Origin of the sequence: Bradyrhizobium sp. CCBAU 25360 (assembly GCF_028128695.1) — a bacterium.
Taxonomy (GTDB): Bacteria; Pseudomonadota; Alphaproteobacteria; order Rhizobiales; family Xanthobacteraceae; genus Bradyrhizobium; species Bradyrhizobium ottawaense.
Map to the genome: position 1 here is coordinate 165,973 of NZ_LBJA01000034.1, position 25,794 is coordinate 191,766.

The 25,794-nt window shown below is 64.6% G+C and carries 23 protein-coding genes and 1 tRNA gene; 7 read left to right on the top strand and 17 right to left on the bottom strand.

What is annotated here, in order from left to right; translation table 11 throughout:
• The first annotated feature begins 109 nt into the window (after positions 1–109).
• Both XH81_RS11540 and XH81_RS11545 read left to right on the top strand, forming a co-directional pair.
• Positions 110–262, top strand: a complete 153-nt coding sequence (locus XH81_RS11540) for a hypothetical protein (protein ID WP_154694126.1) — start codon at positions 110–112, stop codon at positions 260–262.
• 133 nt (positions 263–395) lie between these two features.
• Entirely contained in the window at positions 396–560 is a 165-nt protein-coding gene (locus tag XH81_RS11545; protein ID WP_131233054.1) for a hypothetical protein, read from the top strand.
• A 79-nt stretch (positions 561–639) separates the two neighbouring features.
• Here XH81_RS11545 and XH81_RS11550 read toward each other — a convergent pair whose 3' ends face one another.
• Positions 640–1,317 carry a ParA family protein gene (locus XH81_RS11550; protein WP_025032179.1) on the bottom strand — a complete coding sequence of 226 codons (678 nt, stop codon included), beginning with the start codon at positions 1,315–1,317 and terminating at the stop codon, positions 640–642.
• A 383-nt stretch (positions 1,318–1,700) separates the two neighbouring features.
• Positions 1,701–2,042 (bottom strand): hypothetical protein, encoded by a 342-nt coding sequence (locus tag XH81_RS11555; protein WP_095424844.1) that lies wholly within the window; start codon positions 2,040–2,042, stop codon positions 1,701–1,703.
• 427 nt (positions 2,043–2,469) lie between these two features.
• Here XH81_RS11555 and XH81_RS11560 point away from each other — a divergent pair, with 427 nt between their 5' ends.
• Positions 2,470–3,636 (top strand): CaiB/BaiF CoA transferase family protein, encoded by a 1,167-nt coding sequence (locus XH81_RS11560; protein ID WP_212429204.1) that lies wholly within the window; start codon positions 2,470–2,472, stop codon positions 3,634–3,636.
• Positions 3,637–3,638: 2 nt separating this feature from the next.
• Positions 3,639–4,559, top strand: coding sequence for an HpcH/HpaI aldolase/citrate lyase family protein (locus XH81_RS11565; protein WP_271596197.1), 921 nt, complete (start codon positions 3,639–3,641; stop codon positions 4,557–4,559).
• Between the two features lie 48 nt (positions 4,560–4,607).
• Here XH81_RS11565 and XH81_RS11570 read toward each other — a convergent pair whose 3' ends face one another.
• The gene (locus XH81_RS11570) at positions 4,608–5,747 is read right to left on the bottom strand and encodes a helix-turn-helix transcriptional regulator (RefSeq protein WP_028140505.1); all 1,140 of its coding nucleotides are present in this window, start codon (positions 5,745–5,747) and stop codon (positions 4,608–4,610) included.
• 311 nt (positions 5,748–6,058) lie between these two features.
• Between XH81_RS11570 and XH81_RS11575 the strand changes: the two genes are divergently transcribed.
• Together XH81_RS11575 and XH81_RS11580 are read left to right on the top strand one after the other, a co-directional pair.
• Entirely contained in the window at positions 6,059–6,997 is a 939-nt protein-coding gene (locus XH81_RS11575) for an AEC family transporter (protein WP_028140506.1), read from the top strand.
• Positions 6,998–7,081: 84 nt separating this feature from the next.
• Entirely contained in the window at positions 7,082–7,486 is a 405-nt protein-coding gene (locus tag XH81_RS11580; protein WP_028140507.1) for a nuclear transport factor 2 family protein, read from the top strand.
• 35 nt (positions 7,487–7,521) lie between these two features.
• Here the strand turns inward: XH81_RS11580 and tenA are convergent, their stop codons facing one another.
• The 4 genes from tenA to XH81_RS11600 all read right to left on the bottom strand — a co-directional run bounded on the left by tenA (position 7,522) and on the right by XH81_RS11600 (position 10,231).
• A complete protein-coding gene (gene tenA / locus XH81_RS11585) occupies positions 7,522–8,205 on the bottom strand; it encodes a thiaminase II (protein ID WP_028140508.1) in 684 nt (227 codons plus the stop codon).
• Between the two features lie 433 nt (positions 8,206–8,638).
• Positions 8,639–9,076 carry a hypothetical protein gene (locus XH81_RS11590; RefSeq protein ID WP_028140509.1) on the bottom strand — a complete coding sequence of 146 codons (438 nt, stop codon included), beginning with the start codon at positions 9,074–9,076 and terminating at the stop codon, positions 8,639–8,641.
• A gap of 178 nt (positions 9,077–9,254) precedes the next feature.
• Positions 9,255–9,331 (bottom strand) — tRNA-His (locus tag XH81_RS11595).
• A 465-nt stretch (positions 9,332–9,796) separates the two neighbouring features.
• Positions 9,797–10,231: a phasin gene (locus XH81_RS11600; protein ID WP_028140510.1), complete on the bottom strand. Its 435-nt coding sequence runs from the start codon at positions 10,229–10,231 to the stop codon at positions 9,797–9,799.
• 581 nt (positions 10,232–10,812) lie between these two features.
• Between XH81_RS11600 and XH81_RS11605 the strand changes: the two genes are divergently transcribed.
• A complete protein-coding gene (locus XH81_RS11605) occupies positions 10,813–14,274 on the top strand; it encodes a PAS domain S-box protein (protein ID WP_028140511.1) in 3,462 nt (1,153 codons plus the stop codon).
• 131 nt (positions 14,275–14,405) lie between these two features.
• Here the strand turns inward: XH81_RS11605 and XH81_RS11610 are convergent, their stop codons facing one another.
• The 10 genes from XH81_RS11610 to XH81_RS11655 form a co-directional block, all read right to left on the bottom strand.
• The gene (locus XH81_RS11610; RefSeq protein WP_028140512.1) at positions 14,406–16,379 is read right to left on the bottom strand and encodes a methyl-accepting chemotaxis protein; all 1,974 of its coding nucleotides are present in this window, start codon (positions 16,377–16,379) and stop codon (positions 14,406–14,408) included.
• A 247-nt stretch (positions 16,380–16,626) separates the two neighbouring features.
• On the bottom strand, positions 16,627–17,799 hold the full coding sequence (locus XH81_RS11615; protein WP_028140513.1) for a thiolase family protein: 1,173 nt from the start codon (positions 17,797–17,799) through the stop codon (positions 16,627–16,629).
• A gap of 156 nt (positions 17,800–17,955) precedes the next feature.
• Positions 17,956–19,545, bottom strand: coding sequence for a phosphoglycerate dehydrogenase (gene serA / locus XH81_RS11620; RefSeq protein WP_018318279.1), 1,590 nt, complete (start codon positions 19,543–19,545; stop codon positions 17,956–17,958).
• A 168-nt stretch (positions 19,546–19,713) separates the two neighbouring features.
• Positions 19,714–20,886, bottom strand: coding sequence for a phosphoserine transaminase (locus XH81_RS11625; protein WP_028140514.1), 1,173 nt, complete (start codon positions 20,884–20,886; stop codon positions 19,714–19,716).
• Between the two features lie 81 nt (positions 20,887–20,967).
• A complete protein-coding gene (locus XH81_RS11630) occupies positions 20,968–21,159 on the bottom strand; it encodes a hypothetical protein (RefSeq protein ID WP_240536301.1) in 192 nt (63 codons plus the stop codon).
• Positions 21,160–21,331: 172 nt separating this feature from the next.
• A complete protein-coding gene (locus XH81_RS11635) occupies positions 21,332–21,796 on the bottom strand; it encodes a GNAT family N-acetyltransferase (RefSeq protein WP_028140516.1) in 465 nt (154 codons plus the stop codon).
• Between the two features lie 17 nt (positions 21,797–21,813).
• Positions 21,814–22,404, bottom strand: coding sequence for a glutathione S-transferase family protein (locus XH81_RS11640; protein WP_028140517.1), 591 nt, complete (start codon positions 22,402–22,404; stop codon positions 21,814–21,816).
• Between the two features lie 74 nt (positions 22,405–22,478).
• Positions 22,479–23,288, bottom strand: a complete 810-nt coding sequence (locus XH81_RS11645) for an outer membrane protein (protein WP_028140518.1) — start codon at positions 23,286–23,288, stop codon at positions 22,479–22,481.
• A gap of 168 nt (positions 23,289–23,456) precedes the next feature.
• Positions 23,457–24,308 carry an outer membrane protein gene (locus XH81_RS11650; protein WP_028140519.1) on the bottom strand — a complete coding sequence of 284 codons (852 nt, stop codon included), beginning with the start codon at positions 24,306–24,308 and terminating at the stop codon, positions 23,457–23,459.
• 226 nt (positions 24,309–24,534) lie between these two features.
• Positions 24,535–25,779 carry an MFS transporter gene (locus XH81_RS11655; protein ID WP_028140520.1) on the bottom strand — a complete coding sequence of 415 codons (1,245 nt, stop codon included), beginning with the start codon at positions 25,777–25,779 and terminating at the stop codon, positions 24,535–24,537.
• Positions 25,780–25,794: the final 15 nt, after the last annotated feature.

The window sequence follows — 25,794 nt, forward strand, 5'->3', positions numbered from 1 at the left end:
CCCGTGGTTAACATCACCCCAACGGCCTTCGCGCCCGCCGCATGGCGCATCCACCGCTCGTTTACCCATCCGTCCCTATCGTTGCTCTCCAGGAACTTCCAGAGGGGGAATGACCATGGGACATCGCACCCGGCCTACGGCCGCGAGCCAATACGCGCCGGCCGATCTTTTGCAGGGAATTCTCGTCGTTTCGTCGTTCGGGTTCTGGGCAGTGATGCTCGGCCTGATGCCGGTGCTGCTGTATCGGATCTGGCTCGCCTGAAGGCGGCACGTCGCGCGGATGGTTAAGCGGCCGTCACAAATGCGCTCAAAATGCGCAGCGGTTTGCAAGCCGGAATCTTAAAACATCCCGCGTATCGTTCACGCCCATAAGCGAAGAAATCGCGGGGGCGTTTATGAATAGTCATAATGAGATGGCGTCGTATTTCGGCGCCGGACAGGAGAAGCTGTCCACCGAGCAGAGCTTTACCACCGAGGACATTCTCTGGGCCGCCGGCATCTGGTCGGTGATCCTGACCATGTCGCCGGTCATCGTGTTCTACATGCTGATGGTGGCGTAGCTCTCCTTCAGCAGATCCCGAAAACGCAAAACGCGCGGACGTTCCCGCGCGTTTTTCGTCCGGGGAATGATTTAAAGAATTAAGCAGCCTGCTTGTGCATTGCGCCGGACGCCGACGCCGTGCCGCGAATGGCCTTGACTGAACGCTCGATCGCCGCCCACAGCCTTGCGATTTCCTGAGCCGCACGGCTCTCGGCCTGATATTCCCGCGCGCCCTCGCCGTGGCTCAGCGCCATCAGGAGATCCGAACGGTTGGTGATCTGGCCGCCCCACACCGGAGCCCGGAATTTGGCCAGCGCTTCGCGGGCGATGGTGACGATCGGGCTTTCGGCTTCGTCGCGCTTGGCCGGTGCACCGTTGAGCACGACCGCATAGGGCTTGCGCGCGGCGCGGCACATCTGGATGGTTTCCTGCACCGCGTTGACGTCGAACACGCCGGGACGCGCCGGAATGACCACCATCGTCGCGTTCTTGATCGCGTCGTCGACCACGGCCGAGAGGTTCGGCGGCGTGTCGATCAACACCCATTCATAACCGTCGCGCTTGGCAGCGGAGACGATGCCGCTGACGGAGTTCACGGCCGCCTTGATCGGCGGTTCGTTGGTGCCACGCAGCTTGTGCCACAGCGTGAGCGAGCCCTGCGGGTCCGCGTCCACGAGCATGACCTGCTTGCTCGCCTTGATCTGCGCGGCGAGATGCGCGGCTAGGGTACTCTTGCCCGAGCCGCCTTTACGCGATGCAAAAACAATAACGTTCATACCTTCGGCCTCCAGATTGACCCTAGGCCGCGAAAATGAATCACCGCGCTGATTCGTGAAAGAAAAATTTATCGGGGGTTGCGTTACCGCCACGAAATAACAAGGCGTGTTGGCTTTTGAGTCACACTGCGTCGCAGGACGAGAGACCAACTGCAACGAAACGCCGCCCGCGCGAGCATCTGTGCGTTCTTTGAGCAGCCGAGCGGGACCAGGCGGAATGCAACCCTCCCGCGCAAACCCTTATCCGACTCTTTTCCATCGCGCGTTCGTAATTGCCGCAGGCATCAGCGCGGCCTGCGCGAACAAAAGGAGTCCGCTCGCTGGCGCAGGGCTGACGCCGGGCATGACGAAGGTTTCAGACAAGGAACGCGGCTGTCCCGCGCTCAGCTGTCGCTGGTCTTTTTCTTCTTCGCCGGCTTGGTGCTCTTCTTCGCGGTTTTGGGCGCGATGTTGGTCGGCTTGCCGGCGCGGGCCTCGCCCGGCTCGGGTCCGGGCCGGAAGAACACCCGGCATTGCGGCGAGAGCTGCGCCTTCTTCTTGATCATGCAGGCGGTGATGGCGTCGACGTTCGGAACGAACTCGCCGCACAGCCGCATCGCATCCGGCGTGCAGGCCTGCTGCTCCTCCGGGGTGTAGGCGAAGCCGGTGCCGGGCTGGACCAGCACCGCCAGGGCCATCCCGAGGGTTGCAGCAGCCAAGGATGTCTTGAAGCGAAACGCCGGCATCGATCCCCCCAACATGTCGAGTCGGAGGGAATAGTGGGTGAACGGCGGTTCGTTGGCAACGAGGGCAGATGCGAAAGGTCGGACCTGTGCGGTCTTGGCAACAGGATGGGGCAGACTTCCGCTAGCTGTCCAGACGTCATGGCCGGGCATGTTGTTTAGCCCGGGCATGACGACCACATGGAGGCGCGGGGGATGACAGCTGTGCGCGAGGAAAGAGTGCTCCGCCCCACAAAAAACGCGAAAACAACCCCATGCACAGCAGCCAAGTCGCGGCAATCGTTACGCATTTCACGACTTAGGATTTAACGAAGCCGAATTTGACTCGTCGGGCAAAACGGGGGCATGATGTCATCATCAAAAAGATGCGCGTGGGTGGTCGGCCTGTCTCCTGCGCTGGTCGGAAAGCGCACGAGAGGAAGCGATCGCAATGGAAGGGAATGAAGCGGATCTGCCGCTGTCCGGTGTCACGGTGGTCTCGCTCGAGCAGGCGATCGCAGCGCCGCTGGCCAGCCGGCACCTCGCCGACTGGGGCGCGCGGGTGATCAAGATCGAGCGGCCGGGCACTGGGGATTTCTGCCGGGACTACGACCACGTGATGAACGGCATGTCGAGCCAGTTCGTCTGGACCAACCGCTCCAAGGAAAGCCTCGCCATCGACATCAAGAGCGAGGACGGCCGCAAGGTGCTCGACGCCCTGCTGCCGCAGGCCGATGTGTTCATCCAGAACCTGGCGCCGGGTGCGGCGGAGCGGCTCGGCCTCGATGCCGCATCGCTTCTGCGCAGACATCCGCGCATCATCGCCTGCGACGTGTCGGGCTACGGCACTGGCGGCCCCTACAGCGACAAGAAGGCCTATGATCTGCTGGTCCAGTGCGAGGCCGGTGTTCTCGCCATCAACGGCACCGAGGCGGAGCCGGCCAAGGTCGGGCTGTCGGTGGTCGACATCGCCACCGGCATGTACATCCTCAACGGCGTGCTGATGGCGCTGTACCGTCGCGAGCGGACCGGCAAGGGCACCGCCTTTCAGGCCTCGCTATTCGATTCCATCACGGACTGGATGAGCTATCCCGCCTTCTACACGCAAAGCACGGGACGGCCGTTGCCGCGAACCGGGGCCAGGCACGCGACGATCGCGCCGTACGGCCCGTTCCGGGTCGGCGACGGCAACACCATCTTCTTCGGCATCCAGAACGATCGCGAATGGCGCTCGCTGTGCCGCATCGTGCTCGGCGACGCCGGCTTCGCCGACGACCTGCGCTTCCGCACCAATCCGCTGCGCATGCAGAACCGCGACGATCTGCAGGCGCATATCGAGCAGCGCTTTGCCGCCATGACCAGCGAGGAGGTGCTGCGCCTGCTGGATGAGGCCGCGATCGCCAACGCGCATCTGAATTCGGTCGAGGCCTTTCTGGAGCACGAGCAGCTCCGCGCGCGGTCCCGGGTGCAGAGCGTCGGCTCGCCGTGCGGGCCGGTGATGAGCTTCCTGCCCGCGCTCACCATTCCAGGCGTCGAGCCGCGGATGGATCCGGTGCCGGATGTGGGGCAGCACAATCAAGCCATTTTCAGCGAACTCGGTCTGGCGAAGGACATTTGACGATGGCACAACGGCCAACGCGGGCTTACCTCGCCGTCCCCGCGCATCGCTCCCGTCTCGTCGCCAAGGCAGCGGCCTCGGCTGCGGACGCGGTCTTCATGGATCTCGAAGACGCGGTGCCGCCATCGGAGAAAAGCCTCGCACTGGAGGAAGCCGTTCGCTCCCTCCCCTCGCTCGACTGGGGCAACAAGCGCGTCACGGTGCGGGTCAACGCCGCCGACAGCCGCTTCATCGCGCAGGAGATCCGCGCGCTGGCGACGCTTCCCCGGCTGGATGCGGTGATCGTGCCGAAGGCGGAGCGCGCCGGCGACATCGTTGCGATCGCCGATCAGCTGCGCGCCGCCGCGCCGGATCGCGCTTCGCCGGTCGCGCTGGAATTGCTGATCGAGACTGCGCTCGGCCTCGTCAATGTCGATGCGCTCGCCGCGTGCCACGACAGCGTCGCCGCGCTGCATCTCGGCGTCGGCGATTTCGCGGCGTCCATCGGCGCCCGCTCCTCCGACATCGGCGTGTCGCCGGACGGCTACCGCCATGTCGGATCGGCGCAAAGCGGCTATGCCTCTGCCCCGCTCGATCTGTTCGCCTATCCGATGGTGCGCCTTCTGGTCGCTGCCCGCGCGCGCGGCCTGATCGCCATCGACGGCCCCTGCGGCGCGTTCCGCGATGCCACGCTGACCGAAAGCAGCGCCCAGAAGGCCGCGGCGATGGGGTTTGACGGCAAGCAGGTCATCCATCCCGACCAGATCGAACCGACGCTGCGCGCGTTCATGCCGTCGGAGCAGGAGCTGGCCCAGGCGCAGCGGATCGTCGAAGCCATGGAGCAGGCTGAGGCGCAGGGACAGGGGGCGGTGACGCTGGACGGCAAGATGATCGACTATGCCAATGTGCGGATGGCGCGCAGGATCATCGCCCTGGGGTCGTAGCGGCGCTTACGAGCCGCTCCCGACGCTGATCCTTCAAAGGCCGGTGACTCAAGGCCCTCGCAACACGAGCCGGCCGAGCAGTGCCGCGAGCTCGCTTTGCCTGGATATGCCGAGCTTCTGAAATACGCGCTTCAGCACATTGCGCGCCGTGTCTTCGGCAATCCCGAGCCGGCCCGCAGCTTGTTTCGGCGGAACGCCCGAGCCCACCAGCGAGGCGATCCTGGCCTCCCCGAGCGTCAAGCCCAGGATGTCCCGCACGATGGCGGGATCCGGAGGCTCGGCAGATTTCTGCTCGATCGCGAGCACGATCGCTCGCGTGCGGGTCAGAAAATGGCCGTCTGAAAGTGCGCCGGCGGTGATCGGGAGCAGGTAGATGACGAAACGCCTGCCTGTTGCGCTCGACTCGACGAGAATGGGTCTCGGCTCGGCCAGCAGATCGCGCGCCTCGGCGCGAAGCGTTTGCGTCATGGCGGCCTCGAACGGCGCCCGGCTCGCCACCATGCGAACACGCAGACGATCGTTCACGAGGTCGAACACCTCGCCGAGAAGGCTCTCCCCCACCGGATTGGCGAACAGCACACGCGCGGACGAGTCCAGCGCGAACACGCCGATGCCGATCCGCGCGAGGGCGTCGCCAAGGCCCAGATTGGCCAGTTCGGTATCAAGCAGCCTGATCGACAGCCGCAACGATTTCTCGGCATGGCGCCCGAGCGTCGCTATCAGGTCCAGTTCGGCGTCGGAGAACTGCGGCCTGGCGAAGGCTCGCTGCACGCTGAGAGCCACGATGATCCGGGGGTCGGGTGACACCCCGATCGATCCGAACCAGCCCAAACCGTGCCTTGCAAGGAATTCCCTGCTGAACGGATGGTTGAGGTAGGCGTCGTCGATCGGGCCGATGTGTCGATCGGTGAAGGGCTCGCCGCTGACGTAAAGGCCGGCCGAGATGCAACGTTCGGCCTTGAAATCGTGCTGCGCCCAACGCGTCCCATAGTCGGTGAGCGCCGGCGCGAGGCTTTCGGAGGCGATGGCTCCGAAGGCCCCGTCGTCCCTTCGCCATTGCAGGATCGCGCCGGCGTCATCGAAGCAGCCTGCGATCTTGCCAAGAGCGGATGGCCAGAGTGATGGGCTCGCTGCTGTATCGTAGATCGCTTCGACGGCAGCGAGGAGACGGTCGGCGGCGAGGGGCATGGGATCCAAATCGATCAGAGAATGCATTCAGGTTACACGAGATTGCCCTCCAACAATTGCCGTCCGGCCGCTTTCCCGGGACTTCTACCGGATTTCTACGTGAGAGATCGGTTACGGGGGCGGTGCACAAAATTGTCTTTGGTCCGCCTTGCGGCTAACGTGGGCTCTGCGGTGCGGGCGTTCTTGTGGACTATCACCGTCATCAAGCACTGCCACCGTCATCAGGGGCGGTGACGCTGGAAGGCAAGATGATCGACTATGCCAATGGGCGGATGGCACGCCGGATCATCGGACTGGGGTCGTAGCGGCGCATGGCCACGCTATTGATCGTCGCGCCGGTGTTTGCGCTGATCGCGGCCGGCTATGCCGCGGTGCTGTTTCGCTTCGTCTCCGAGGCCGCGCACAAGGGCATCAGCGAATTCGCCTTCAGCATCGCGATCCCAGCGCTGCTGTTCCGCACCATCGTCGTGTCGGAATTCCCCGATGTCAGCCCCTACAGGATGTGGGGCGCCTATTACGGCGCGCTGGCCGTCATCTGGATCGCGGCGCTCGCGATCTCCGCGCTGCTCCGCGCGCCGCGGGAAGATCGCGAGGACGGCGTCGTGTTCGCGATCGGCTCGGTCTACGGCAACATCGTGATGCTCGGCATTCCCCTGACGCTCTCGGCGCTGGGTAATGAGGCCGCCGGACCGATGGCCCTGATCCTGTCGGTGAACACGCCGCTGCTCTGGCTCTGCGGCATCCTGCAGATGGAGCTGGTCAACCGCAAGCGGACCGGCTCGGCCCTGTCGGTGATCTGGCCGGTGCTCACGGACCTCGCCCGCAACCCGCTGATGCTGGCGATCGGCTTCGGCGTGGTCTGGCGTTTTACCGGCCTCGGCCTCACCCCGGTCGTCGACCGCACCATCGAGCTGCTCGCGCAGGCGGGCTCGCCGACGGCGCTGATCGCCCTCGGCATCAACCTGTTCCGCTTCGAGGTGAAGGGCGAGAAGCTGAGCATCTTGGTGATGTGCGCGCTCAAGCTGGCGGCGATGCCGGCGGCCGCGTTCGTGCTGGCAAAGCTGCTCGACCTGCCGCCGCTGGCCGCCGGTGTCGTCGTGCTGTTCGCGGCAATGCCGACCGGCGCGAATGCGTACATCTTCGCGGTGCAGTATCAGCGGCTGGTGAACCCGGTGTCGGGGGCGGTGGCGCTGGGCACGCTGCTGGCGGCGGCGACGCTGCCGGTGGTGGTTTGGGTGGTGGCGCGCTGAGCACGCGCAGCATCGTCTCGAAGATTTTGCCTTTACACGCGAAGGTCGCTAGGCTGCCCTGATACGTGTTTCAGGGAGGGGCACATGGCACAGCGCGAAGACATGCTCGCATTGATCAGGACCGCCTACGCCGCGCGCGGCGACGGCGACGTCGAAGGCCTGGTGGCGGCTTTTCATCCCGACGGCCACTTCACCTTGATGGGCGACAAGGGTGCGCTCGAACTGACGGGACGCATGGAGGGGCACCCGACCCTGCGCGGGGCTTTCACTCAGTTCACTGCCACCTTCGGCTTCGAAAGCCGCGAGATCCTGGCTGAGCTGGTCGACGGGGATCGCGTTGCAGTCCATTCCCGGGTTCTCGTTCGATACAATCCGAGCGGAAAGACTTTCAGCACCGAGATCCTGGACCTGTTCAGATTTCAGGATGGCAAGATCGCCGAGCTGATCGAGTTTGCGGACACGGCGCAGATCAAGGCGATGATTGCGTGAGGCGGGATGCAGCTCCGTAGGAGTTTCGCGCACTGTCACCGTAACTCGGCAACACGCTGGCCCTCGCGCCAGGCCATCTCCCAGAAGTCTGCCTCGAGCCGGGTGGCTTCCTTGAAGATCGCAGTCAGCTCGGCCTCGCGGGCCGGCGTGGCGTAGAGATCGGCGAGATGGTCGAGGTGCGCACGGGCTTTGGCAGCGACCTCCTGGTACGGCACGCCGGCGTACTCCGCGATCCAGACGCGATAGGCGTTCGTCGCAGCGTCCGCATGGGGTCGCGAGGCGAGCCGCGTTGCGATCTCGGCGTACCCGATCACGCAGGGGGCAAGCGCCACCTTGAGTGCCAGCAGATCGCCGCGCATTCCAGCGTCGAGCACGTAGCGTGTATAGGCCAGCATCTCGGCCGCCGGAGGGGCCTGTTCAAGATCGGCCGGGGATAGGCCCCAATCGGCACAGAGCTTCACATGCAGGTTCATCTCGACATCGAGGATGGCCGACAGGCCGGCCGCTGCTTCACGCATGTCGGCAAGCCTGGGCGACTTGTAGACCGCGAGCGCGTAGGCGCGAGCAAACTCGATGAGGAACAGGTAATCCTGAACGAGGTAGTGACGAAACGCAGCTTCAGAGAGCGAGCCGTCCGCCAATCCGTTCGTAAAGGGATGTTCGGTGTAGGCCCGCCACTCAACGGATGCTTCTGTCTTGAGACGCTCGAAGAAACTCACGATGGTTTTTGCCTGGCTTGTTGGTCCTTGAACGTCTTTGGTTCACTACCGATAGCGCATTGCGGAACGAGGAGCTACGGTGACGGCGGACAGAATTGGCTTTGAACAGCGTTGCGGATGGGGCACTCCCCGCGTCGAGGGTTTGGTGCACTGTCCGCGCAAACGTCTTTCGTGCACCCTCACCGCAATTCCCTGCTTGCGTTACGGCTGCGGCACCCATGCGTTCAGGCGGAAACTATCGCCCGGCGAATGCATGAAAATATCGCTCCGAATTACGGTGACAGTGCGCTTAACTGACAATGAAAGTTCTTCCGTCTTTGCCGCGGCTCGACCAGTGCTTACTCCGTTGCATGAGCAGTACTCGCGGCACTTCATTTTCCGGGAACGTTGAAAATATATCGCAAGGGACGCTACTGAAAGAGCAACACAATCGTTAGACGTCTGGCGCGACACGCGCGCGCGAGAACCACTGGCGGGCGTCGCTGCGAAAGAGCAGCACCACGGCGACTACCAACAATAGATATCCGATGTGAAAGAGGATCGCCGCAACAGCGTTGAGCCGGAAACGTTCGTCGAAGTCGATGATGACGCTCGGAATTCCGATAATGACCATGACGAGACTGATCCAGCGAGCCCAATTCTGTCGCTTTCGCGCAATCAGCCAAATCCAAAGCGACTGCCCTAAGATGGAGCAAAGGAACATGATCGGATAGCCGATTGGATACAGGCTGTAGTACTTGGCGAGGCTGGCGGGATTCGCAGCAGCCGACCCCAAGCCCGTGACAAGCGCCGCACCAGCCAGGCGCTCGTACCAAATGACACTATCCGGGCGGCTCGCGCCCCCTACTTTCTCCGAAGCTCCACCAATCATGCACCACCCCGACGACCAACGAGCCTCGGCCCAATGCGAAGACGATAGAGCGCTCAGTCCCAATCCGAGAAGCCGGTTGAGACGCATGCACGTTCAATCTTTGATTAAAGTGACTTGGCTTCAGGAGAGCTGCTGATCTCAGACCGTTCGACAAGCTGGATGGCTGACGTGGAGGCGCTGGTACAGTTGGGTGGGCTCGAACCACCGACCTCCTGTTCCACAGACAGGCGCTCTAACCAACTGAGCTACAACTGCATCCTGGCGAGCCGCCCTCGGGGCTACCTGAAAAGGCCGTCGACCTAGGGGGCTGGACGGGGCGGAAACTAGGTGCAACGGCCCGGTTTGGCAAGGCCGCAATGGGGCGAAAAACCAGCTGAAATCGCCGTCGATGCGACGAAATCGGGCTTGATGGCGGGCATCGAGGGGTTACGCTGCCCGCCGTCCGCTCGAGCAGGGCACCGCGTGTGACGCTGAAGCTTTAGGCGCTCAGGCTCCCACATCGTCATGGCCGGGCTTGGCCCGGCCATCCACGCCTTTGCGCGCGGCACTGAGAACGTGGATGCCCGGGCCTTCGCCTCGCCGAAGCGGCTTCGGCCGCGCAGGCGGGACAAGCCCGGGCATGACGACCTTCGTGGCTACCAGCATACCCGCAAGCGGGAGAGGCAAAGAAAAACCCGGGCGCTTGGCCCGGGTTTCGCCAGTTCAAACCTGCCTCACCGCTCAGGCGGCGGGCTTGTAGAACTTCGAGGCGCTGGCCTTGATCGGCTCGGCGGTCTCGGCGGCGACGCGCTGGGTGAGCTCGACCAGCTCCTTGGCCTGGGACTGGAGGGTCTCGAGCTGGGTGCGGGTGTGGCCGGTCCACAGCTCCAGCGCTTCCGCCGGCGACTTCAGGCCGAACAGCTGCTGGGCGAAGTCCAGCTGGGCGCTGGTGTTGGCCTTCATGAACTCCACCAGCTTGGCGGTGTATTCGCTCGCGCCCTTGCTGGCCGAGGTGAACACGGCCTCGACGGTGCCGTTGTGGCTCTCGGCCACGTCCTTGAACTTGGCGTAGTTTTCGCGGGCCTGCGACACGCCCTTTTCGGCGAACGCACGCATCTGCTCGGGGACCTCGAACGGAATGATCGAGGCAGAAAACGGATCAGTCGCACCTGTCATGGTTGTCCCTCACGCTAATTGAAAAAAATGGAGTGAGCCTTCTGGCGCGCCCGCCGGCCCCCGGTCTGGGCCGTCACACATTGAGCGGGTACGAAAGACTGGAAACGCGAAACAAAGAGATGGCTCGCCCAGCGCTCAGCATTATGGCTGCCTATCGTGTCAACATTGTGCAGCGCAATGCGCCAACAGGGTGCGCTGCGAAATTTAATCTAGGTTAGGATGAGGTTCCGGTATGGGGGAACCGGGGGTTGAGGTGGGTGGGTCGGGCTAGCCCGCTGTCATTCCGGGGCGCGCTCAGCGCGAGCCCGGAATCCATTCCACCACCGTCTCTGCGGCCCGATGGATTCCGGGTTCGCGCTGAGCGCGCCCCGGAATGACGGCGGAGAGCGCCTCGCCTCGAATCCCTTGGATGAACCGGGCGGCGGCTTGCGGGTTCGGGCTGATTAAGGTTATCGCGGCTTAGGGCCGCCGCCGCGGACCGGGGCCGTGGACCTGCCCGCGGGCGCGGGCGATACTAACCCTTTCTTAAGGCTGTCATTCCCGGCAGCCGCCAGCTTCAAGCGTGAGACACAGCCGGTCGGATGACGAGTTCGGATTTCCAGTTGCGAGGTGTGGGCGATCCCCGGCTGGCCGTGCATGCGACCTCGCAGCTCGCGACATGGCTGTGGTCGATCGACGGGACGCGCGTGCTGTGGGCCAATCCGGTCGGCGCAAAGCTGTTCGGCGCGGCGAACGGCGCAACGCTCGCGGACAAAGTGTTCGGTCCGGCCGACCCCCATCGCCGCCAGGTTGCCCGGCTCGCCCGGCAGTTGCCCGCGAATGGCACCGTGCGGCTCGAACGTCTGCGCGGCTTCGGCGCCCGGTTCGGCACGCTGATGACCTGCGCCTGCGCCCGGCTCGACTTTGCCGATGGCGGACACGCGGTGCTCGTCACCGCGATGGACGCGACCTTGCGCACCATGCCGCTGGTCGAGCGGCTGCATCGCCTGGTCGAAGACGCGAAGATGCCGATGGCGGCGTTCGCGCCCGACGGCCTGTTCGTCGGCGCCAGCGAGGCCGCCCGCTCCCTGCTCGGCTTCCGCGATCTCGGCGAGGCCGGCCTCGAACAGGCGCGCAACGATGCGCTGCGCGAGGGCCGCGTCGAAACGCCGATCGGCATCGGCCAGATGGTGCTGCAACGGGTCGGCCTAGGGGCCGATGTCGGCCTGATCGCGCTGATCGAGCCGGCCAGGCAAGCTGCGCCCGCAGCGGCCGTGCAAGAGAGCACGGCGGAAGCCGCAAACGAGACGCCGGTTGAATCTGCGCCGCAGGCCGCGGCCACGCCGAGCGAGCCGCCACCGGCGCAGGACGGATCGGCCGGGATCTCGTTGTTCGATGCGTTCGCCGAGCCGATCGAGGCGCCCACGGCAACCGAGACGACCGCGCCTGAACCGCAGGGCTCGGCAAGGATTGAGGACGCGGCCGAAGAGCCTGTTCGAGAACCAGCTCGCGAAACGCCGGACCAGACCGCCGACATCGCGCCAAAGACTCCGGTTGAAAACCCGCACCAAGCCATTGTGTCGCCGCAGGCTGCGCCGATCACATCAGGCATGGTCGAGCCGCCGTCGGGCCAGGAATCGTCTGGCCGGGAGTCGTCGGGCCAAGAATCGCCCGCACCGCGTCAGCATCCGCTGCGCTTCCTCTGGCAGATGGATGCAGAGGGTCGCTTTGTGCTTCTCTCCGACGAATTCATCCGCCTGATCGGCGCGCGCACCGCCGCCGGCTTCGGCCGCCCTTGGCGCGAGATCGCCGAACAATTCTCGCTCGATCCTGATGGCCGCGTCGCGGAGGCGCTTGCAAGCCACGACACCTGGGCCGGGATCACCGTGAACTGGCCAGCTGACGGCGGCGAGCATCTGCCGGTCGAGCTCGCGGGCCTGCCGGTCTACGACCAGTCGCGCAACTTTGCCGGCTTCAAGGGCTTTGGCGTCTGCCGCGATCTCGACGGCCTCAACCGTCTCGCAGCGATGAGGCGCTTCGAGACGGTGACCGAACCGCCGGCGCAGCACGGCCCGTCTGCCGAACTGGTCGCGCCCGAGGCCGAGCCGGTCGCGGAGGCGCCGCCTCCGCCGATCGAGCCGCCCGCAGCCGAGCCCGAGCCAACACCCGAACCTGAACTGCTAGAGCCCACCAGCGACGCGAATTCACACCCAACCGATCCGGAAACGTCAGTGGAAACGCCAGTCGAAACCCCTCCGAATGTCGTGCCGTTCCGCCCGCACGGCGACGTCAGATCACTCAGTGATCAGAGATCGCCGACGCTGACGCCGGTCGAGAACAGCGCGTTCAATGAGCTCGCCCGGCAATTGTCCGAGCGCCTCGAACGCGAGCGCGAGACGATCGCGGCAGAAGCTTCCGAGCCTGTGGCGGAGACCACCATAGAGCCGCCGGCGCCGGAGCCCGAACCGCCCCACGCGCCGGCCGAATGGCTGACCGAGCCCGCGCCGCCGGCGCGCGGCGCCAGCGCGCGCGACCGCACCCTGCTCGACCTGTTGCCGACGGGGATCCTGATCTACCGGCTCGACCGCCTGCTCTACGCCAACCCCGCCTTCCTCGCGCGCATGGGCTATGCCGGCATCAACGCGCTGGAGAATGCCGGCGGGCTCGATGCGCTCTATGTCGAGCCCGGCGTGTCCTCGGCCAGCAGCACCTCGCAAGCCGGCACGCCTGTCACGATCAGCGCGACGCTCGCGAACGGCGAGCAGCCGCTTGCGACCACCGAGGCGCATCTGCACACGATCGACTGGGACGGCGAAAGCGCGCATGCGCTCATCTGCGCGCTGCCGCAGGCGGCGCCCAGCGTCGCGGCGTCCGTGATCGCACAGACGATCGTCACTGAATCTGTTGTCGCCGAATCCTTCCCCTACGCGCCCGAGCTGGACTCCGCGGCCGGCGATGCCGATGCCGAGGATCTCGCCGCGATCCTCGACACCACCGCCGAGGGCATCGTCATGTTCGATGCCGAAGGCAACATCCACGCCTGCAACCGCAGCGCCGAAGCGCTGTTCGGCTATGACGGCGCCGACCTGCTCGAGCAGAATCTGGCGACGCTGTTCGCGCCGGAGAGCCGGCAGATCGTCGCCGACTATCTCGAAAGCCTCAAGAGCCAGGACATTTCGAGCCTGCTCGACCACGGCCGCGAGGTGCTCGGACGCGAGAAGAAGGGCGGCGTCATTCCGCTCGCGATGATCATGGGCCGCACGCGGCCGGACGGCCCGAACTTCTTCGCCGTGTTCCGCGATCTCTCGCAGAGCAAGAAGGGTGAGAGCGAGCTGACACAGGCGCGCCACCTCGTCCACAGCGCGGCCAACGCCAAGGCCGACATGCTGGCGCGGATCAGCCACGAGATCCGCACGCCGCTCAACGCCATCATCGGCTTTGCCGAGGTGATGATCTCCGAACGCTTCGGCACGCTCGGCAACGAGCGCTATGGCGAATACATGAAGGATATCCGTGCCTCCGGCGAGCGCGTCATCGCGATCATCGACGATCTGCTGGAGCTGTCGCGGATCGAGACCGGCAAGCTCGATCTCAACTTCGCCAACCTCAGCCTCAACGACCTCGTCGAAGCCTGCGTGACCGTGATGCAGCCGCAGGCCAATCGCGAGCGCATCATCATCCGCACCTCGCTCGCGCATGCGCTGCCGCAGGTCACGGCTGACGCGCGCGCGATGCGGCAGATCACCATGAATCTGATCTCGAACTCGATAAGGCTTGCCAGCGCCGGCGGCCAGGTCATCGTCTCCACCGCGCTGTCCGACCGCGGCGAGATTTGCTTGCGCATCCGCGACACCGGCCATGGCCTCTCCGAGCGCGAAGTCGCCGCCGCGATGGAGCCGTTCCGCACCCCGCCGCCCGGGGACGCCGCAGACAATTCGGCGCTAAGCCTGTCGCTGACCAAGGCCCTGGTCGAGGCCAACCGCGCCCGCTTCAACATCAAGAGCGCGGGGAATTCCGGCACGCTGATCGAAGTGGTGTTCGCACCGGTGGTGGCGGGGGCGTAGGCGTCGCCACAGGCGTCATGCCCGGGCTTGTCCCGGGCATCCACGTTCTAGGTACCGCAGGCAAGACGTGGATGGCCGGGACAAGCCCGGCCATGACGATGTGGAAGCATCGACGCGCTAGAACTCAGACATCACGCCGCGCGCACGGTGTCCAAGAACCTGCTCACCTCGATCTTCAGCCGGCTGCTGTCGTTCGACAGCGACTGCGCCGCGGACAGCACCTGCGAGGAGGCCGAGCCCGTCTCGGTCGCGCCCTGGCGCACGCTGCTGATGTTTGCGCTCACCTGCGTGGTGCCGGCGGCCGCGTTCTGGACGTTGCGCGAGATCTCGCCGGTCGCGGCGCCCTGCTCTTCCACGGCGGCAGCGATGGTGGAGGAGATCTCGGACAGCCGCTCGATGGTGCCGCCGATGGTCTTGATGGCGCCGACCGAATCCTCCGTCGCAACCTGGATGCTGGAAATCTGCTGACCAATGTCGCCGGTGGCCTTCGCGGTCTGCTCGGCCAGCGCCTTCACTTCCGAGGCGACCACCGCAAAGCCGCGCCCGGCTTCGCCGGCACGCGCGGCCTCGATGGTGGCGTTCAGCGCCAGCAAATTGGTCTGACCCGCGATGGCGCTGATGAGCTCGACCACGTCGCCGATGCGCGCAGCCGCTTTCGACAATTCGCTGACGCGGTCGTTGGTCTGCCCGGCCTGGCTGACGGCTTCGCCGGCCATGCGCGCGGAGGCCTGCACTTGGCGGCTGATCTCGTGGACGGAGGCGGTCAGCTCCTCCGCCGCGGAGGCCACCGACTGCACGTTGGTCGCGGCCTCTTCGGAGGCCGCCTCGACCAGCGTGGCAAGCTCGGTCGAGCGGCTGGCGGTTGTGGTCAGCGAGGTCGCCGACGCCTCGAGCTCGTTGGCGGCAGACGACACGGTCTCGACGATCTCGCCGATCGCGCCTTCGAAATCGTCGGCCATCCTGATCATGTCGGCGCGGCGGCGCTCGGCGGCAAGCTTGTCCTGCCTGATCTTCTCTTCCGCCTCTTCCTGCGCCTTCCGCTCGGCATTGACCTTGAACGTCTCGACGGCCTGCGCGATCTCGCCGATCTCGTCGGGACGGCCGAGCCCGGGCAGCACGATGGCGAAATTGCCGTTGGCGAGCTCGATCATCGCCGCGCGCATGGCCGACAGCGGCTTGGAAACCGAGCGGCCGATGAAGATGCCGAGGCCGAGCACGACGGATGCGATCAGCGCGATCGCAACGCCGATCCACCATTGGATGCTGTCGCGCTGGGCATCGTTCAGCCGGTCGGCTTCGGCGCGGATCTGGTCGACCGCTTGCGACACCTGCTCGATGACGGGCTCGACCGCGGAGAAGGCCTCCGACATCGCCTTGAGTTCGATTCCCAGAGCCAGCGCGGTCTCCATCCAGGCGAAGAAGTCACGCTGGTAATCGGCGAGCTTCTGGCGCAACTCGGCCTTCGCATCGGCGGGAATGGAGGGCTCGTCGAGGCCCGTCACAAACTCGGCCGCGCGCTTCTTCATGTCGTCGCCGTATCTGGCGTCGCGACGCAGCATGAAGTCCTTCTCGTGCCTTCGCATCATCAGCATGGTCACCTTGAGCGACGGATTCCGGAGCTCGCCGACCTTGGTCTCGATGTCGTGGACCGAGGCCCGCAAGCGGCCTTCGAGACCGGACTTTTCATCGAGTCCGAGCCGCTGTCTCTGCTCGACCACCGCGGCGAAACGGGTCTGATAGGTCTTCAGCGATGCGGTCATCGCGTCGATCCTCGCGACCAGCTCGGGCTTGCCGAGCCCTGAAATCCTGGCGCGAAGCTTCTCGATATCGAGCGAGACCTGCTGGCTGATCTCGGCCTGGCGCTGCGCCTTGGCCGGTTCGCTGCGCAAGAGGAAGTCCTTCTCGGCGCGGCGTCCCTCGAGCAGCTCGACGGCGATCCTGTTGTTCAGCTCGAAGATGGTGCGCGCCTTCTCGGCGGCGTCGCGATAGAACGCCATCGCGTTCTCGCCGTAGAGATGGATGCCGCCGATCAGGACGACACCGATGACGCCGATGACGCCGATCGCGGTGATCTTGTGGGTGAGACGAAGGGAGAGAAATCGCATCTTGGCTTCAAAAATCGGTTGTGGCTGATGCGAGTATGAAACGTCAGGGCGAGGAAACTACCGTTAATTTACCGGCACGTATGAATACGTACTTGTGCACGATACCCGTCATACGAGAGGTAACGAACTCCCCACGCCAGGTTTCTACTGGCATATTATGCACGGTGAGATACACAGGCGCGGACAAAAAAACACGGCGCTCGTGGCGCCGTGCTGTCCTGTCTTCAAACGACGGTGGCGGTCCGGATCAGCTGTAGATCTCGAACAGGCCGGCGCCGCCCTGGCCGCCGCCGATGCACATCGTCACGACGCCCCACTTGGCCTTGCGGCGCGCGCCTTCCTGCAGCAGGTGGCCGGTGAGGCGGGCGCCGGTCATGCCGAAGGGATGGCCGATCGCGATCGAGCCGCCGTTGACGTTGTATTTGGCGGGATCGATGCCGAGCTGGTCGCGGCAGTACAGGCACTGGCTGGCGAAGGCTTCGTTGAGCTCCCACAGGTCGATGTCGTCGACCTTCAGGCCGGTGCGCTTGAGCAGCTTCGGAATTGCGAACACCGGGCCGATGCCCATTTCGTCGGGCTCGCAGCCCGCGGTCGCCCAGGCGACGAAGCGGCCGAGCGGCTTGAGGCCGCGCTTCTCGGCGTCCTTGGCTTCCATCAGCACCACGGCGGCGGCGCCGTCCGAGAGCTGGCTGGCATTGCCGGCGGTGACGAACTTGCCGGGACCCTTCACCGGCTCGAGCTTGGCGAGACCTTCCATCGTGGTCTCGGGCCGGTTGCACTCGTCGCGATCGACGACGTAGTCGACGATGCTCTCCGCCTTGGTCGCCTTGTCGACGACCTTCATCTTGGTCTTCATCGGGACGATCTCGTCCTTGTACTTGCCCGCCTGCTGCGACGCCGCCATGCGGCGCTGCGATTCCAGCGAGAACTCGTCCTGATATTCGCGGCTGAGCTTGTAGCGCTCGGCGACGATGTCGGCGGTGTCGATCATCGCCATGAAGATATCGGGCGCGACCTTGAGCAATTCAGGATCGATCGATTCCTTCGGGGTGCCGCCGCCCGGCATCGAGATGCTCTCGACCCCGCCGGCTACGATGCAGTCGGCGCCGTCCGAGCGGATCGAGTTGGCGGCCATCGCGATCGTCTGCAGTCCCGAGGAGCAGAACCGGTTCACCGATACGCCGGCGGTGGTCTTCGGCAGGCCGGCGAGCAGCGCGGCCTGGCGGCCGATGTTGGGCGCGCCATGGGCGCAATTGCCGAGATAGCAGTCCTCGACATAATCCTTGTCGACGCCGGCGCGCTTCACCGCGTGCTGGATGGCGTGGGCCGCGAGCGACATCGGCGGCGTGATGTTGAACCCGCCGCGGCCGGATTTTGCGAGGCCCGTGCGCGCATAGGAAACGATGACGGCTTCACGCATTGTTTTCTCCCTTGTCGAGCGATTTTGAACGGAGCGCTCTTTGAACGAGTTGTCCTGGCGCCATTGGTACACAAAGTTTGGCAGGCGCGGAAAATAAAAACGCCGCCTCCCGTGACGGAGGCGGCGTTGTTCCGCGGGTCGGAATATGTCAGCGTCTCAGAACGTCAGCGCCTTGACCTGCTTGACCTGCGGCAGGGCCTGCACCTTCGCGAGCACGTCCGCCGGGACCGCGCCATCGACCTCGACCAGCGCGATAGCGTCGCCGCCCTGCTCGACGCGGCCGAGATGGAAGGTCGCGATGTTGATCTTGGCGTCGCCCAGCAGGCCAGCGAAACTGCCGATGAAGCCCGGCTTGTCCTCGTTGGTGACATAGATCATCGACTTGCCGAACTCGGCGTCGACGCGGATGCCCTTGATGTCGACCAGGCGCGGCTTGCCGTCGTGATAGACGGTGCCGGAGACCGAGCGCTCCTGGCGTTCGGTCGCGACCGTCACGGTGATCAGGCTCTCATAGTCGCTCTGGGCGGCGCGCACGATCTCGTCCACCACCATGCCGCGCTCCTTGGCAACGACGGGCGCGGACACCACGTTGACCTCGCCCAGCATCGGCCGCAGCAGGCCCGACAGCACGGCGGAGGTGATCGCCTTGATCTTCATCTCGGCGACGTGGCCCTCATAGGTGATCTCGACCTTGAGGATGCCGGTCTCGGTGAGCTGGCCGGCGAACGAGCCGAGCTTCTCGGCGAGCGAGATGAACGGCTTCAGCTTCGGCGCTTCTTCCGCCGTGATCGAGGGGAAGTTGACCGCGTTCGAGATCGCGCCGGTGAGCAGGTAATCCGACATCTGCTCGGCGACCTGGAGCGCGACGTTCTCCTGCGCTTCTGTGGTGGAGGCGCCGAGATGCGGCGTGCAGATCACGTTGGGATGGCCGAACAGCACGTTGGCGTTCGCGGGCTCCTCGACGAAGACGTCGAACGCGGCGCCGGCAATGTGCTTGGAATTGAGTGCATCGACCACCGCCTGCTCGTCGACGAGACCGCCGCGCGCGCAGTTGATCAGGCGCACGCCCTTCTTCATCTTGGCGATTGCGGCAGCGTCGATGATGTTCTTCGTCTTCTCGGTCAGCGGCGTGTGCAGCGTGATGAAATCGGCGCGCTTGAGCAGGTCGTCGAGCTCGACCTTCTCGACGCCGATGTCCTTGGCGCGCTCCGGCGACAGGAACGGATCGAACGCGATCACCTTCATGCGCAGGCCGAGTGCGCGGTCGGCGACGATCGAGCCGATGTTGCCGCAGCCGACGACGCCGAGCACCTTGCCGGTGATCTCGACGCCCATGAAGCGATTCTTCTCCCACTTGCCGGCCTGGGTCGAGGCGTCGGCCTGCGGGATTTCGCGCGCGAGCGCCAGCATCAGGGTGACGGCATGCTCGGCGGTCGTGATCGAATTGCCGAACGGCGTGTTCATCACGATGATGCCCTTGGCCGTGGCGGCGGGGATCTCGACATTGTCGACGCCGATGCCGGCGCGGCCGATGACCTTGAGGTTGGTCGCCTTGTCGAGAATCTTTGCGGTCGCCTTCGTCGCGGAGCGGATCGCAAGGCCGTCGTAATTGCCGATGATCTCGGCGAGCTTGTCCTTGTCCTTGCCGAGATTGGGCTGGAAGTCGACCTCGACGCCGCGGTCTTTGAAGATCTGCACGGCAGCGGGCGAGAGCGCGTCGGAAATGAGAACTTTGGGTTTGGTCATGGGATGTGTCCTTCACACCCTCCCCTGGAGGGGGAGGGTCGGCGCGAAGCGCCGGGGTGGGGTGAAGCTGCGAATTCGAAATTCGCCAGTGCGCCGTGTGGAGAGATCACCCCACCCCGCCGCACCTGACGGTGCGTCGACCCTCCCCCTCCAGGGGAGGGTCAGAACTCAGGCCGCCTTGGCGAGCGTGGCCTTGGTCTCGGCAAAAGCCCAGTCGATCCACTGCGTCAGCAGCTCGACGTCCTTGGCCTCGACGGTGGCGCCGCACCAGATGCGCAGGCCGGCCGGCGCATCGCGATAATACGCGAAGTCGTAGCCGGCGCCTTCCTTCTCCACCAGCGCCACCAGCTTCTTGGAGAAGTCGGCTTGCGCATCCTCGGACAGCGAGGTGATGGCGGGATCGGTGAACTTCAGGCACACCGAGGTGTTGGAGCGGATCGCGGCGTCCTTGGCCAGGAAGTCGATCCAGGGCGTCTTCGCCTTCCAGTCGGCGAGCACCTTGGTGTTGGCGTCGGCACGCGCGATCAGCGCCTTGAGGCCGCCGATCGACTTGGCCCAGTTCAGCGCGTCGAGATAATCCTCGACGCAGAGCATCGACGGCGTATTGATGGTCTCGCCGACGAAGATGCCTTCATTGATCTTGCCGCCCTTGGTCATGCGGAAGATCTTCGGCAGCGGCCAGGCCGGCTTGTAGGTTTCCAGCCGTTCCACCGCACGGGGCGACAGGATCAGCATGCCGTGCGCGGCTTCGCCGCCGAGCGCCTTCTGCCAGGAGAAGGTGACGACATCGAGCTTGGCCCAGTCCAGCGGCTGCGCAAACGCGGCCGAGGTCGCATCGCAGATGGTCAGGCCTTCGCGGGCAGAGCTGATCCAGTCGGCGTTCGGCACGCGCACGCCCGACGTGGTGCCGTTCCAGGTGAAGACGACGTCGCTCTTGGGATCGACCTTGGCGAGGTCGGGGATCTCACCATAGGCTGCGTTGAGCTTGGTGACGTCCTTGAGCTTCAATTCCTTGACGATGTCGCTGACCCAGCCCTCGCCGAAGGATTCCCAGGCGAGCGTGGTGACGGGGCGCGCACCGAGCAGCGACCACAGCGCCATCTCGACCGCGCCGGTATCGGAGGCCGGCACGATGCCGATGCGATAATCGGCGGGCACCTCGAGCACTTCGCGCGTCAGATCGATCGCGAGCTTGAGCTTGGTCTTGCCGACCTTCGCGCGATGCGACCGGCCGAGCGCTGCGTCCTGGAGATTTTGGGCGTTCCAGCCGGGGCGCTTGGCGCAGGGGCCGGAGGAGAAATGCGGCACGTTCGGCCGCGAAGCGGGCTTCGCTACAGTCATAATATCTACCCTTCCAGATAGTCAGCCTCCCGTTGGGGGGAGGTGTCCCGCCGCGGCTGATACGGGAAACAGGAAGAGTCGTCAAGGAAGTTCCGGCGTCTCACGGCGGCGTGATGGTGCTTCCGGTGCGATATCAGGGGATTCGACGACCGCGAGCGCATTCAGCAAGTCCGTGGCCTCGCTGATCAATTGCGCGGCTCTGCGACGGCTGCCGACTTTCAAAATGCACTTGTCATTGGCCTGCACGACGTAATCGTTGCCGACCTTGATCATTGAATAGCTTGTCATCGAAATCCCCGAACCGACAGAGCCCGGTGTCTGACGCTGCCTAGCACCGTTCGTTCCCGGATCAACGCGAACGACGGCTGGGTAGTTTATCAGCTGTTAATATGAACAAGCGCGCGATCCGAATTCGCTGATCGCGCAAGGCTCGCGAGGAGCTGCCTCAAAAGCGGACAGTCATACCGACGTGGCTCGCCGCGAACCCGAGCCGCTTGTAGAAGCGCTGCGCATCGACGCGGCTCGCATGCGTCAGCAACTCGACCAGACTGCAGCCGCGCGCTTTCGCTTCCGCGATCGCCCATTGCACCAACCGCTCGCCGATGCCGCGGCTGCGACAATCCGAAGCAACGCGAACGTCTTCGAGCAGGCCGCGCACGCCGCCTTGCGAGCTGATGCCCGGCAGGATCGCGAGTTGCAGGCAGCCGACCACCCTGCCCTCGCTCTCGGCAACCACGAGCGTGAGGTTCGGATCGCGCTCGACCCGCGCGAAGGCCTCGTAATAGGCGGCAGGCAACGGATCCTCGACGCGCTCGCGCGCGCGGCCCAGATGATCGTCGGCGAGCATCGCCACGATCGCTGGAACGTCGTCGCGGCGCGCGCGGCGAATGGAGACGGATTCGGCGTTCATGTCAGGCAACTCCAACCTCAGCGCGCCGGCGGGAGGCCGAGAAGCGCTTCGACCTCGCCGATCCAGCGGCGGAGAGCGGCATAGCGGCCGAGATCGAAGCCGCCTTCATGCGCCACGCGGGTATAGGCGAGCAGCGAGACGTCGGCGAGCGAAACCTCTTCACCGGCGAAGAAGCGGGAGGCCAAAAGATGCTGCTCCATGCGGTCGAGCGCCGCATAGCCGCGCTTGACCTTTTCGGGGTCGAGCTCGGATGCGTCCTTGCCGAGATAAACGAGGAGGAAGCGGCACACCGCGATATAGGGCTCGTGGCTGTACTGTTCCCAGAACAGCCATTCGTCCATCTTGGCCGCCATGAAGGCGTCGCGCGGGACGAGCGCGCTGTCGCGGGCGAGATAGCGGATGATGGCATTGGACTGCGCCAGCGTGCGGCCGTCGTCGAATGCGACGGTGGGCACCTGGCCGGCGCCGTTCATCTCAAGGAATTGCGGCGTGCGCGTCTCGCCCTTGCGCGTGTCGATCTCGATCCATTGGTAGGGCAATGCGAGCTTGTCGCAGACCCACTTCACCTTCAGACAATTGCCGGAATTGCTGTCGCCGTAGATCTTCATCGCTGCCGCCCCGCGTTGGAACGACAGAGCATCAGGACGGCGCGGAGCTGTCAACCGCGGCGTGCGCGGCTGCGTCAGAACTTGTAGCCGAGGCCGGCGCGGACGGTGTTGATACTGGTGTCGACCTGGGAAGTGAAGCGAATGTATTCCCACTCGGCGCGCATGAAGAGACCGCCGACGAGGTTGACGTCCACGCCGAGACCCCCGCTGTAGCCGTAGATCAGATGATTGTGCTGCGCCTCGCTCGCGGAAACCGGCCCCAGAAGAACGCCGGCAGGCGTCACGAAATCCTGAGCGCTCACCGTGCGGACGATATCGGCATTGCCGAGCGCGAGCCCGCCGAACACGTAGGGCAGGAAGCATCCCCATGCATAACCGGCCCGGCCGCGAAACGTTGCCATGTCCTTGATCGCGATCGAAGCCGTCGAGCTCGCCGTCACCGTGTGCACGTTGCCGTCGGACAGCGTATTGCTGCGAGCTTCGCTGGCAGTGGTCGATCCGCCGAACTTACCGTGCAGGTAACTGGCCTCCAGGCCGATCACGACATCGTCCCATTGGGCATTGTAGCCCACGAAAGCACCATATCCGCTGCTGCGCTGAGAGGCCTTTCCGAGGCCGAGATTCCATTGCGAGACCTGCATCTCCTGCTCGATCAGGGTGTCTGCGAGCAGCGCCGCCATCATATTGCTGGTCGACCCGTTGAAATTCTCATCGGACGAGCCGTAGCCACCCTGCCCGCCGACATAGAAGCCTTGCCAGTTGACGCTGGACCTGGTGAGACCGTCGGTGAAGCTGCCGCGCAGGATGGGAAGATCGGGCATATCGGCCGCATGCGCGGCAGACACCGTCCCCAACATCGCCGCCGCCAAAAAAAGGCCACGCATCGCAACGCTCCATCGAACTCGAACTTTCATCCGTGATCATGGCTCGTTAACCTTAACCAATGGTTGCGTCGGCCGCCTTCATCGCTACTCGCCATGAAAAATACGCAAAGCAAAACGGCGCGGGATGATCCCGCGCCGTTAAGAAGTCCTAACCGATCGAAGTGTCGATCAGCCCTTGGTGACAAGCGGCGGCGGCGGCATGTAGGCCGGCGCGCTGTCGAGATTCCAGCGCACGCCGAGCTTCAGGTCGTGCGAGGTGATATCCTTGAACTTGAAGACGTTGCCCGTGGTCCCACCGGTGTAGTCCGACAGGACACCGGTTTGTCCGGGGCCCAGGTCGACATAGCTGTAGGCGAGTTCGAGGACGAGATTGGGATTGACCTTATAGGCAAGACCGGCATGGGCCGCCCAGGCGAAATTCCACTTCGAGCCGGACGGCGCGCTCGCGAAGCTGGTATTTCCGACGGCGAGGTTGTTGATGCCCGTGTCGGTGAAGTTCGCGATCGAAACGCGTGCACCGCCGACGCCGGCGCCGATGAACGGCGTGATGCACCACCAGGTGCCCAGATCAACGTACGCGTTGGCCAAAACCAGCCATTCGGACTTGCTTGCGCTGTAATTGTCGATGCCGCTGTACGGCACGCCGCCCGCGGTCCCGGTGAAACGATCGGTGCCCTTGAAATTTGAATTGCCGCGATACTGCCCGGTCACGTCGGCACGGAACCAATTGTTGAACCGGTAGCCAACGCCCACGCCGTAGATGCCGGCCGCGTCGAACGAAGTCTGCTGATCGAACGAGGTGAGCTGCGAATAAGCCGACTCGCGACCGTAGCGCAGATCCTTCGTCTTCTGATTGCTGAAGCCGATGTCGCCGCGCAGATACCAGCCGCCGAAATCGGCGGGCGGGGCCGGCGGCGCGTACATGGGAGGGGGCGCCGCGATCGGCATATCGGCGGCGAATGCCATCGACGAGATCAGGGTTGCCGCACCCGCGGCAAGGAAAGACTTAACGCTACGCATTGGCTTCGTCCTTTTGGCCGGTGAGGCAAATACGCAGGCCTCACGTTCTGGAAACTCACGGAGCGGACGATGCCAGCAAATGTTTAAGCGCCACTTAACCCTAATTTTTAAGGTTGATTTTTCCTGACTGCTCGCGCGCATGGACGAGAAGCGTTGCAAAATTGCAGCGCCTCACGCCGCAATTGCTAACGATGTGTAAAGCCGCAGTGCAGCGGGAGAGAATCCGTTAACGCGCGTGCCGCGGCAGCTTGGGCAGGAACACCGCAAGCAGGCCGATCGCCGGCAGGTAGGCGCAGACCTGGTAGACGAACTCGATCGAGGTGTGGTCGGCGAGCTTGCCGAGCACGGCGGCGCCCAGGCCCCCGATGCCGAAGGCAACGCCGAAGAACACGCCGGAGATCATGCCGAATCTGTGCGGCACCAGCTCCTGCGCAAATACGATGATCGACGACGTCGTCGAGGAGATGATCAGGCCGATGATGACTGACAGCACCGCGCTGCCGACGAGCCCGGCATAGGGCAGCGCCAGCGTGAACGGCAGCGCGCCCAGGATCGAGATCCAGATCACGATCTTGCGGCCGAAGCGATCGCCCAGGGGACCGCCCAGAAACGCGCCGACCGCATTCGCCGCGAGGAAGATGAAGAGATAGATCTGCGCTGCCTGCGTCGACACGCCGAACCGGTCGATCAGGTAGAAGATGTAATAGCTCGACAGGCTCGAGACATAGAGCTGTTTTGAAAACAGCAGCGCGACCAGCACGAGCAGCGCAACGGCGACGCGGCGCGAGCTCGGCGCGTCGGGATGCGCCTGAACGGCCGCCGTCTTCTTCGCCTTGATCTGCGGCGCATACCAGCGGCCGATGCGCCAGAGGATGAGGATTGCGAGGAATGCGATCGAGGAGAACCAGGCGATGCTGCCCTGCCCGAACGGCACCACGATCAACGCCGCCAGCACCGGCCCCATCGAGGTGCCGAAGCTGCCGCCGAGCTGGAACACCGATTGCGCAAAACCGTAGCGGCCGCCGGAGGCGAGCCGCGCGATACGCGCGGATTCGGGGTGAAACACCGCCGAGCCGAGACCGACCAGCGCGGCGGCGACGAGGATGACGAGATATTGGTGCGCGGCACTGAGCAGCAAGAGGCCGAAGAAGGTCGAGGCCATGCCGATCGCCAGCGAATAGGGCTGTGCCTTCTTGTCGGTGTAATGCCCGACCACCGGCTGCAGCAGCGAGGCCGTGAACTGAAAGGCGAGCGTGATCATGCCGATCTGCGCGAAGTCGAGCGCGTAGGTGTCCTTCAGGATCGGATACACCGAGGCGATCAGCGACTGCATGGTGTCGTTGAGGAAGTGCGAGAAGCTGATGCCGGCGAGCACGACATAGGCCGGCCCTGCCGCTTTGGCGGCGGGTGCCACGTCGACGACGACGGGCTCGGTCAGCGTTTCCTCTGAGACGACGACAGGCTTGTTCAATGCAGCGGTCCCGGC

What these genes read in the sequence shown, in the direction of transcription:
- XH81_RS11540 (WP_154694126.1), top strand. Translation starts at nt 110, where the DNA reads ATGACCATGGGACATCGCACCCGGCCTACGGCCGCGAGCCAATACGCG.
- XH81_RS11545 (WP_131233054.1), top strand. Translation starts at nt 396, where the DNA reads ATGAATAGTCATAATGAGATGGCGTCGTATTTCGGCGCCGGACAGGAG.
- XH81_RS11550 (WP_025032179.1), bottom strand. Translation starts at nt 1,317, where the DNA reads ATGAACGTTATTGTTTTTGCATCGCGTAAAGGCGGCTCGGGCAAGAGT.
- XH81_RS11555 (WP_095424844.1), bottom strand. Translation starts at nt 2,042, where the DNA reads ATGCCGGCGTTTCGCTTCAAGACATCCTTGGCTGCTGCAACCCTCGGG.
- XH81_RS11560 (WP_212429204.1), top strand. Translation starts at nt 2,470, where the DNA reads ATGGAAGGGAATGAAGCGGATCTGCCGCTGTCCGGTGTCACGGTGGTC.
- XH81_RS11565 (WP_271596197.1), top strand. Translation starts at nt 3,639, where the DNA reads ATGGCACAACGGCCAACGCGGGCTTACCTCGCCGTCCCCGCGCATCGC.
- XH81_RS11570 (WP_028140505.1), bottom strand. Translation starts at nt 5,747, where the DNA reads ATGCCCCTCGCCGCCGACCGTCTCCTCGCTGCCGTCGAAGCGATCTAC.
- XH81_RS11575 (WP_028140506.1), top strand. Translation starts at nt 6,059, where the DNA reads ATGGCCACGCTATTGATCGTCGCGCCGGTGTTTGCGCTGATCGCGGCC.
- XH81_RS11580 (WP_028140507.1), top strand. Translation starts at nt 7,082, where the DNA reads ATGGCACAGCGCGAAGACATGCTCGCATTGATCAGGACCGCCTACGCC.
- XH81_RS11590 (WP_028140509.1), bottom strand. Translation starts at nt 9,076, where the DNA reads ATGATTGGTGGAGCTTCGGAGAAAGTAGGGGGCGCGAGCCGCCCGGAT.
- XH81_RS11600 (WP_028140510.1), bottom strand. Translation starts at nt 10,231, where the DNA reads ATGACAGGTGCGACTGATCCGTTTTCTGCCTCGATCATTCCGTTCGAG.
- XH81_RS11605 (WP_028140511.1), top strand. Translation starts at nt 10,813, where the DNA reads ATGACGAGTTCGGATTTCCAGTTGCGAGGTGTGGGCGATCCCCGGCTG.
- XH81_RS11610 (WP_028140512.1), bottom strand. Translation starts at nt 16,379, where the DNA reads ATGCGATTTCTCTCCCTTCGTCTCACCCACAAGATCACCGCGATCGGC.
- XH81_RS11615 (WP_028140513.1), bottom strand. Translation starts at nt 17,799, where the DNA reads ATGCGTGAAGCCGTCATCGTTTCCTATGCGCGCACGGGCCTCGCAAAA.
- serA (WP_018318279.1), bottom strand. Translation starts at nt 19,545, where the DNA reads ATGACCAAACCCAAAGTTCTCATTTCCGACGCGCTCTCGCCCGCTGCC.
- XH81_RS11625 (WP_028140514.1), bottom strand. Translation starts at nt 20,886, where the DNA reads ATGACTGTAGCGAAGCCCGCTTCGCGGCCGAACGTGCCGCATTTCTCC.
- XH81_RS11630 (WP_240536301.1), bottom strand. Translation starts at nt 21,159, where the DNA reads ATGATCAAGGTCGGCAACGATTACGTCGTGCAGGCCAATGACAAGTGC.
- XH81_RS11635 (WP_028140516.1), bottom strand. Translation starts at nt 21,796, where the DNA reads ATGAACGCCGAATCCGTCTCCATTCGCCGCGCGCGCCGCGACGACGTT.
- XH81_RS11640 (WP_028140517.1), bottom strand. Translation starts at nt 22,404, where the DNA reads ATGAAGATCTACGGCGACAGCAATTCCGGCAATTGTCTGAAGGTGAAG.
- XH81_RS11645 (WP_028140518.1), bottom strand. Translation starts at nt 23,288, where the DNA reads ATGCGTGGCCTTTTTTTGGCGGCGGCGATGTTGGGGACGGTGTCTGCC.
- XH81_RS11650 (WP_028140519.1), bottom strand. Translation starts at nt 24,308, where the DNA reads ATGCGTAGCGTTAAGTCTTTCCTTGCCGCGGGTGCGGCAACCCTGATC.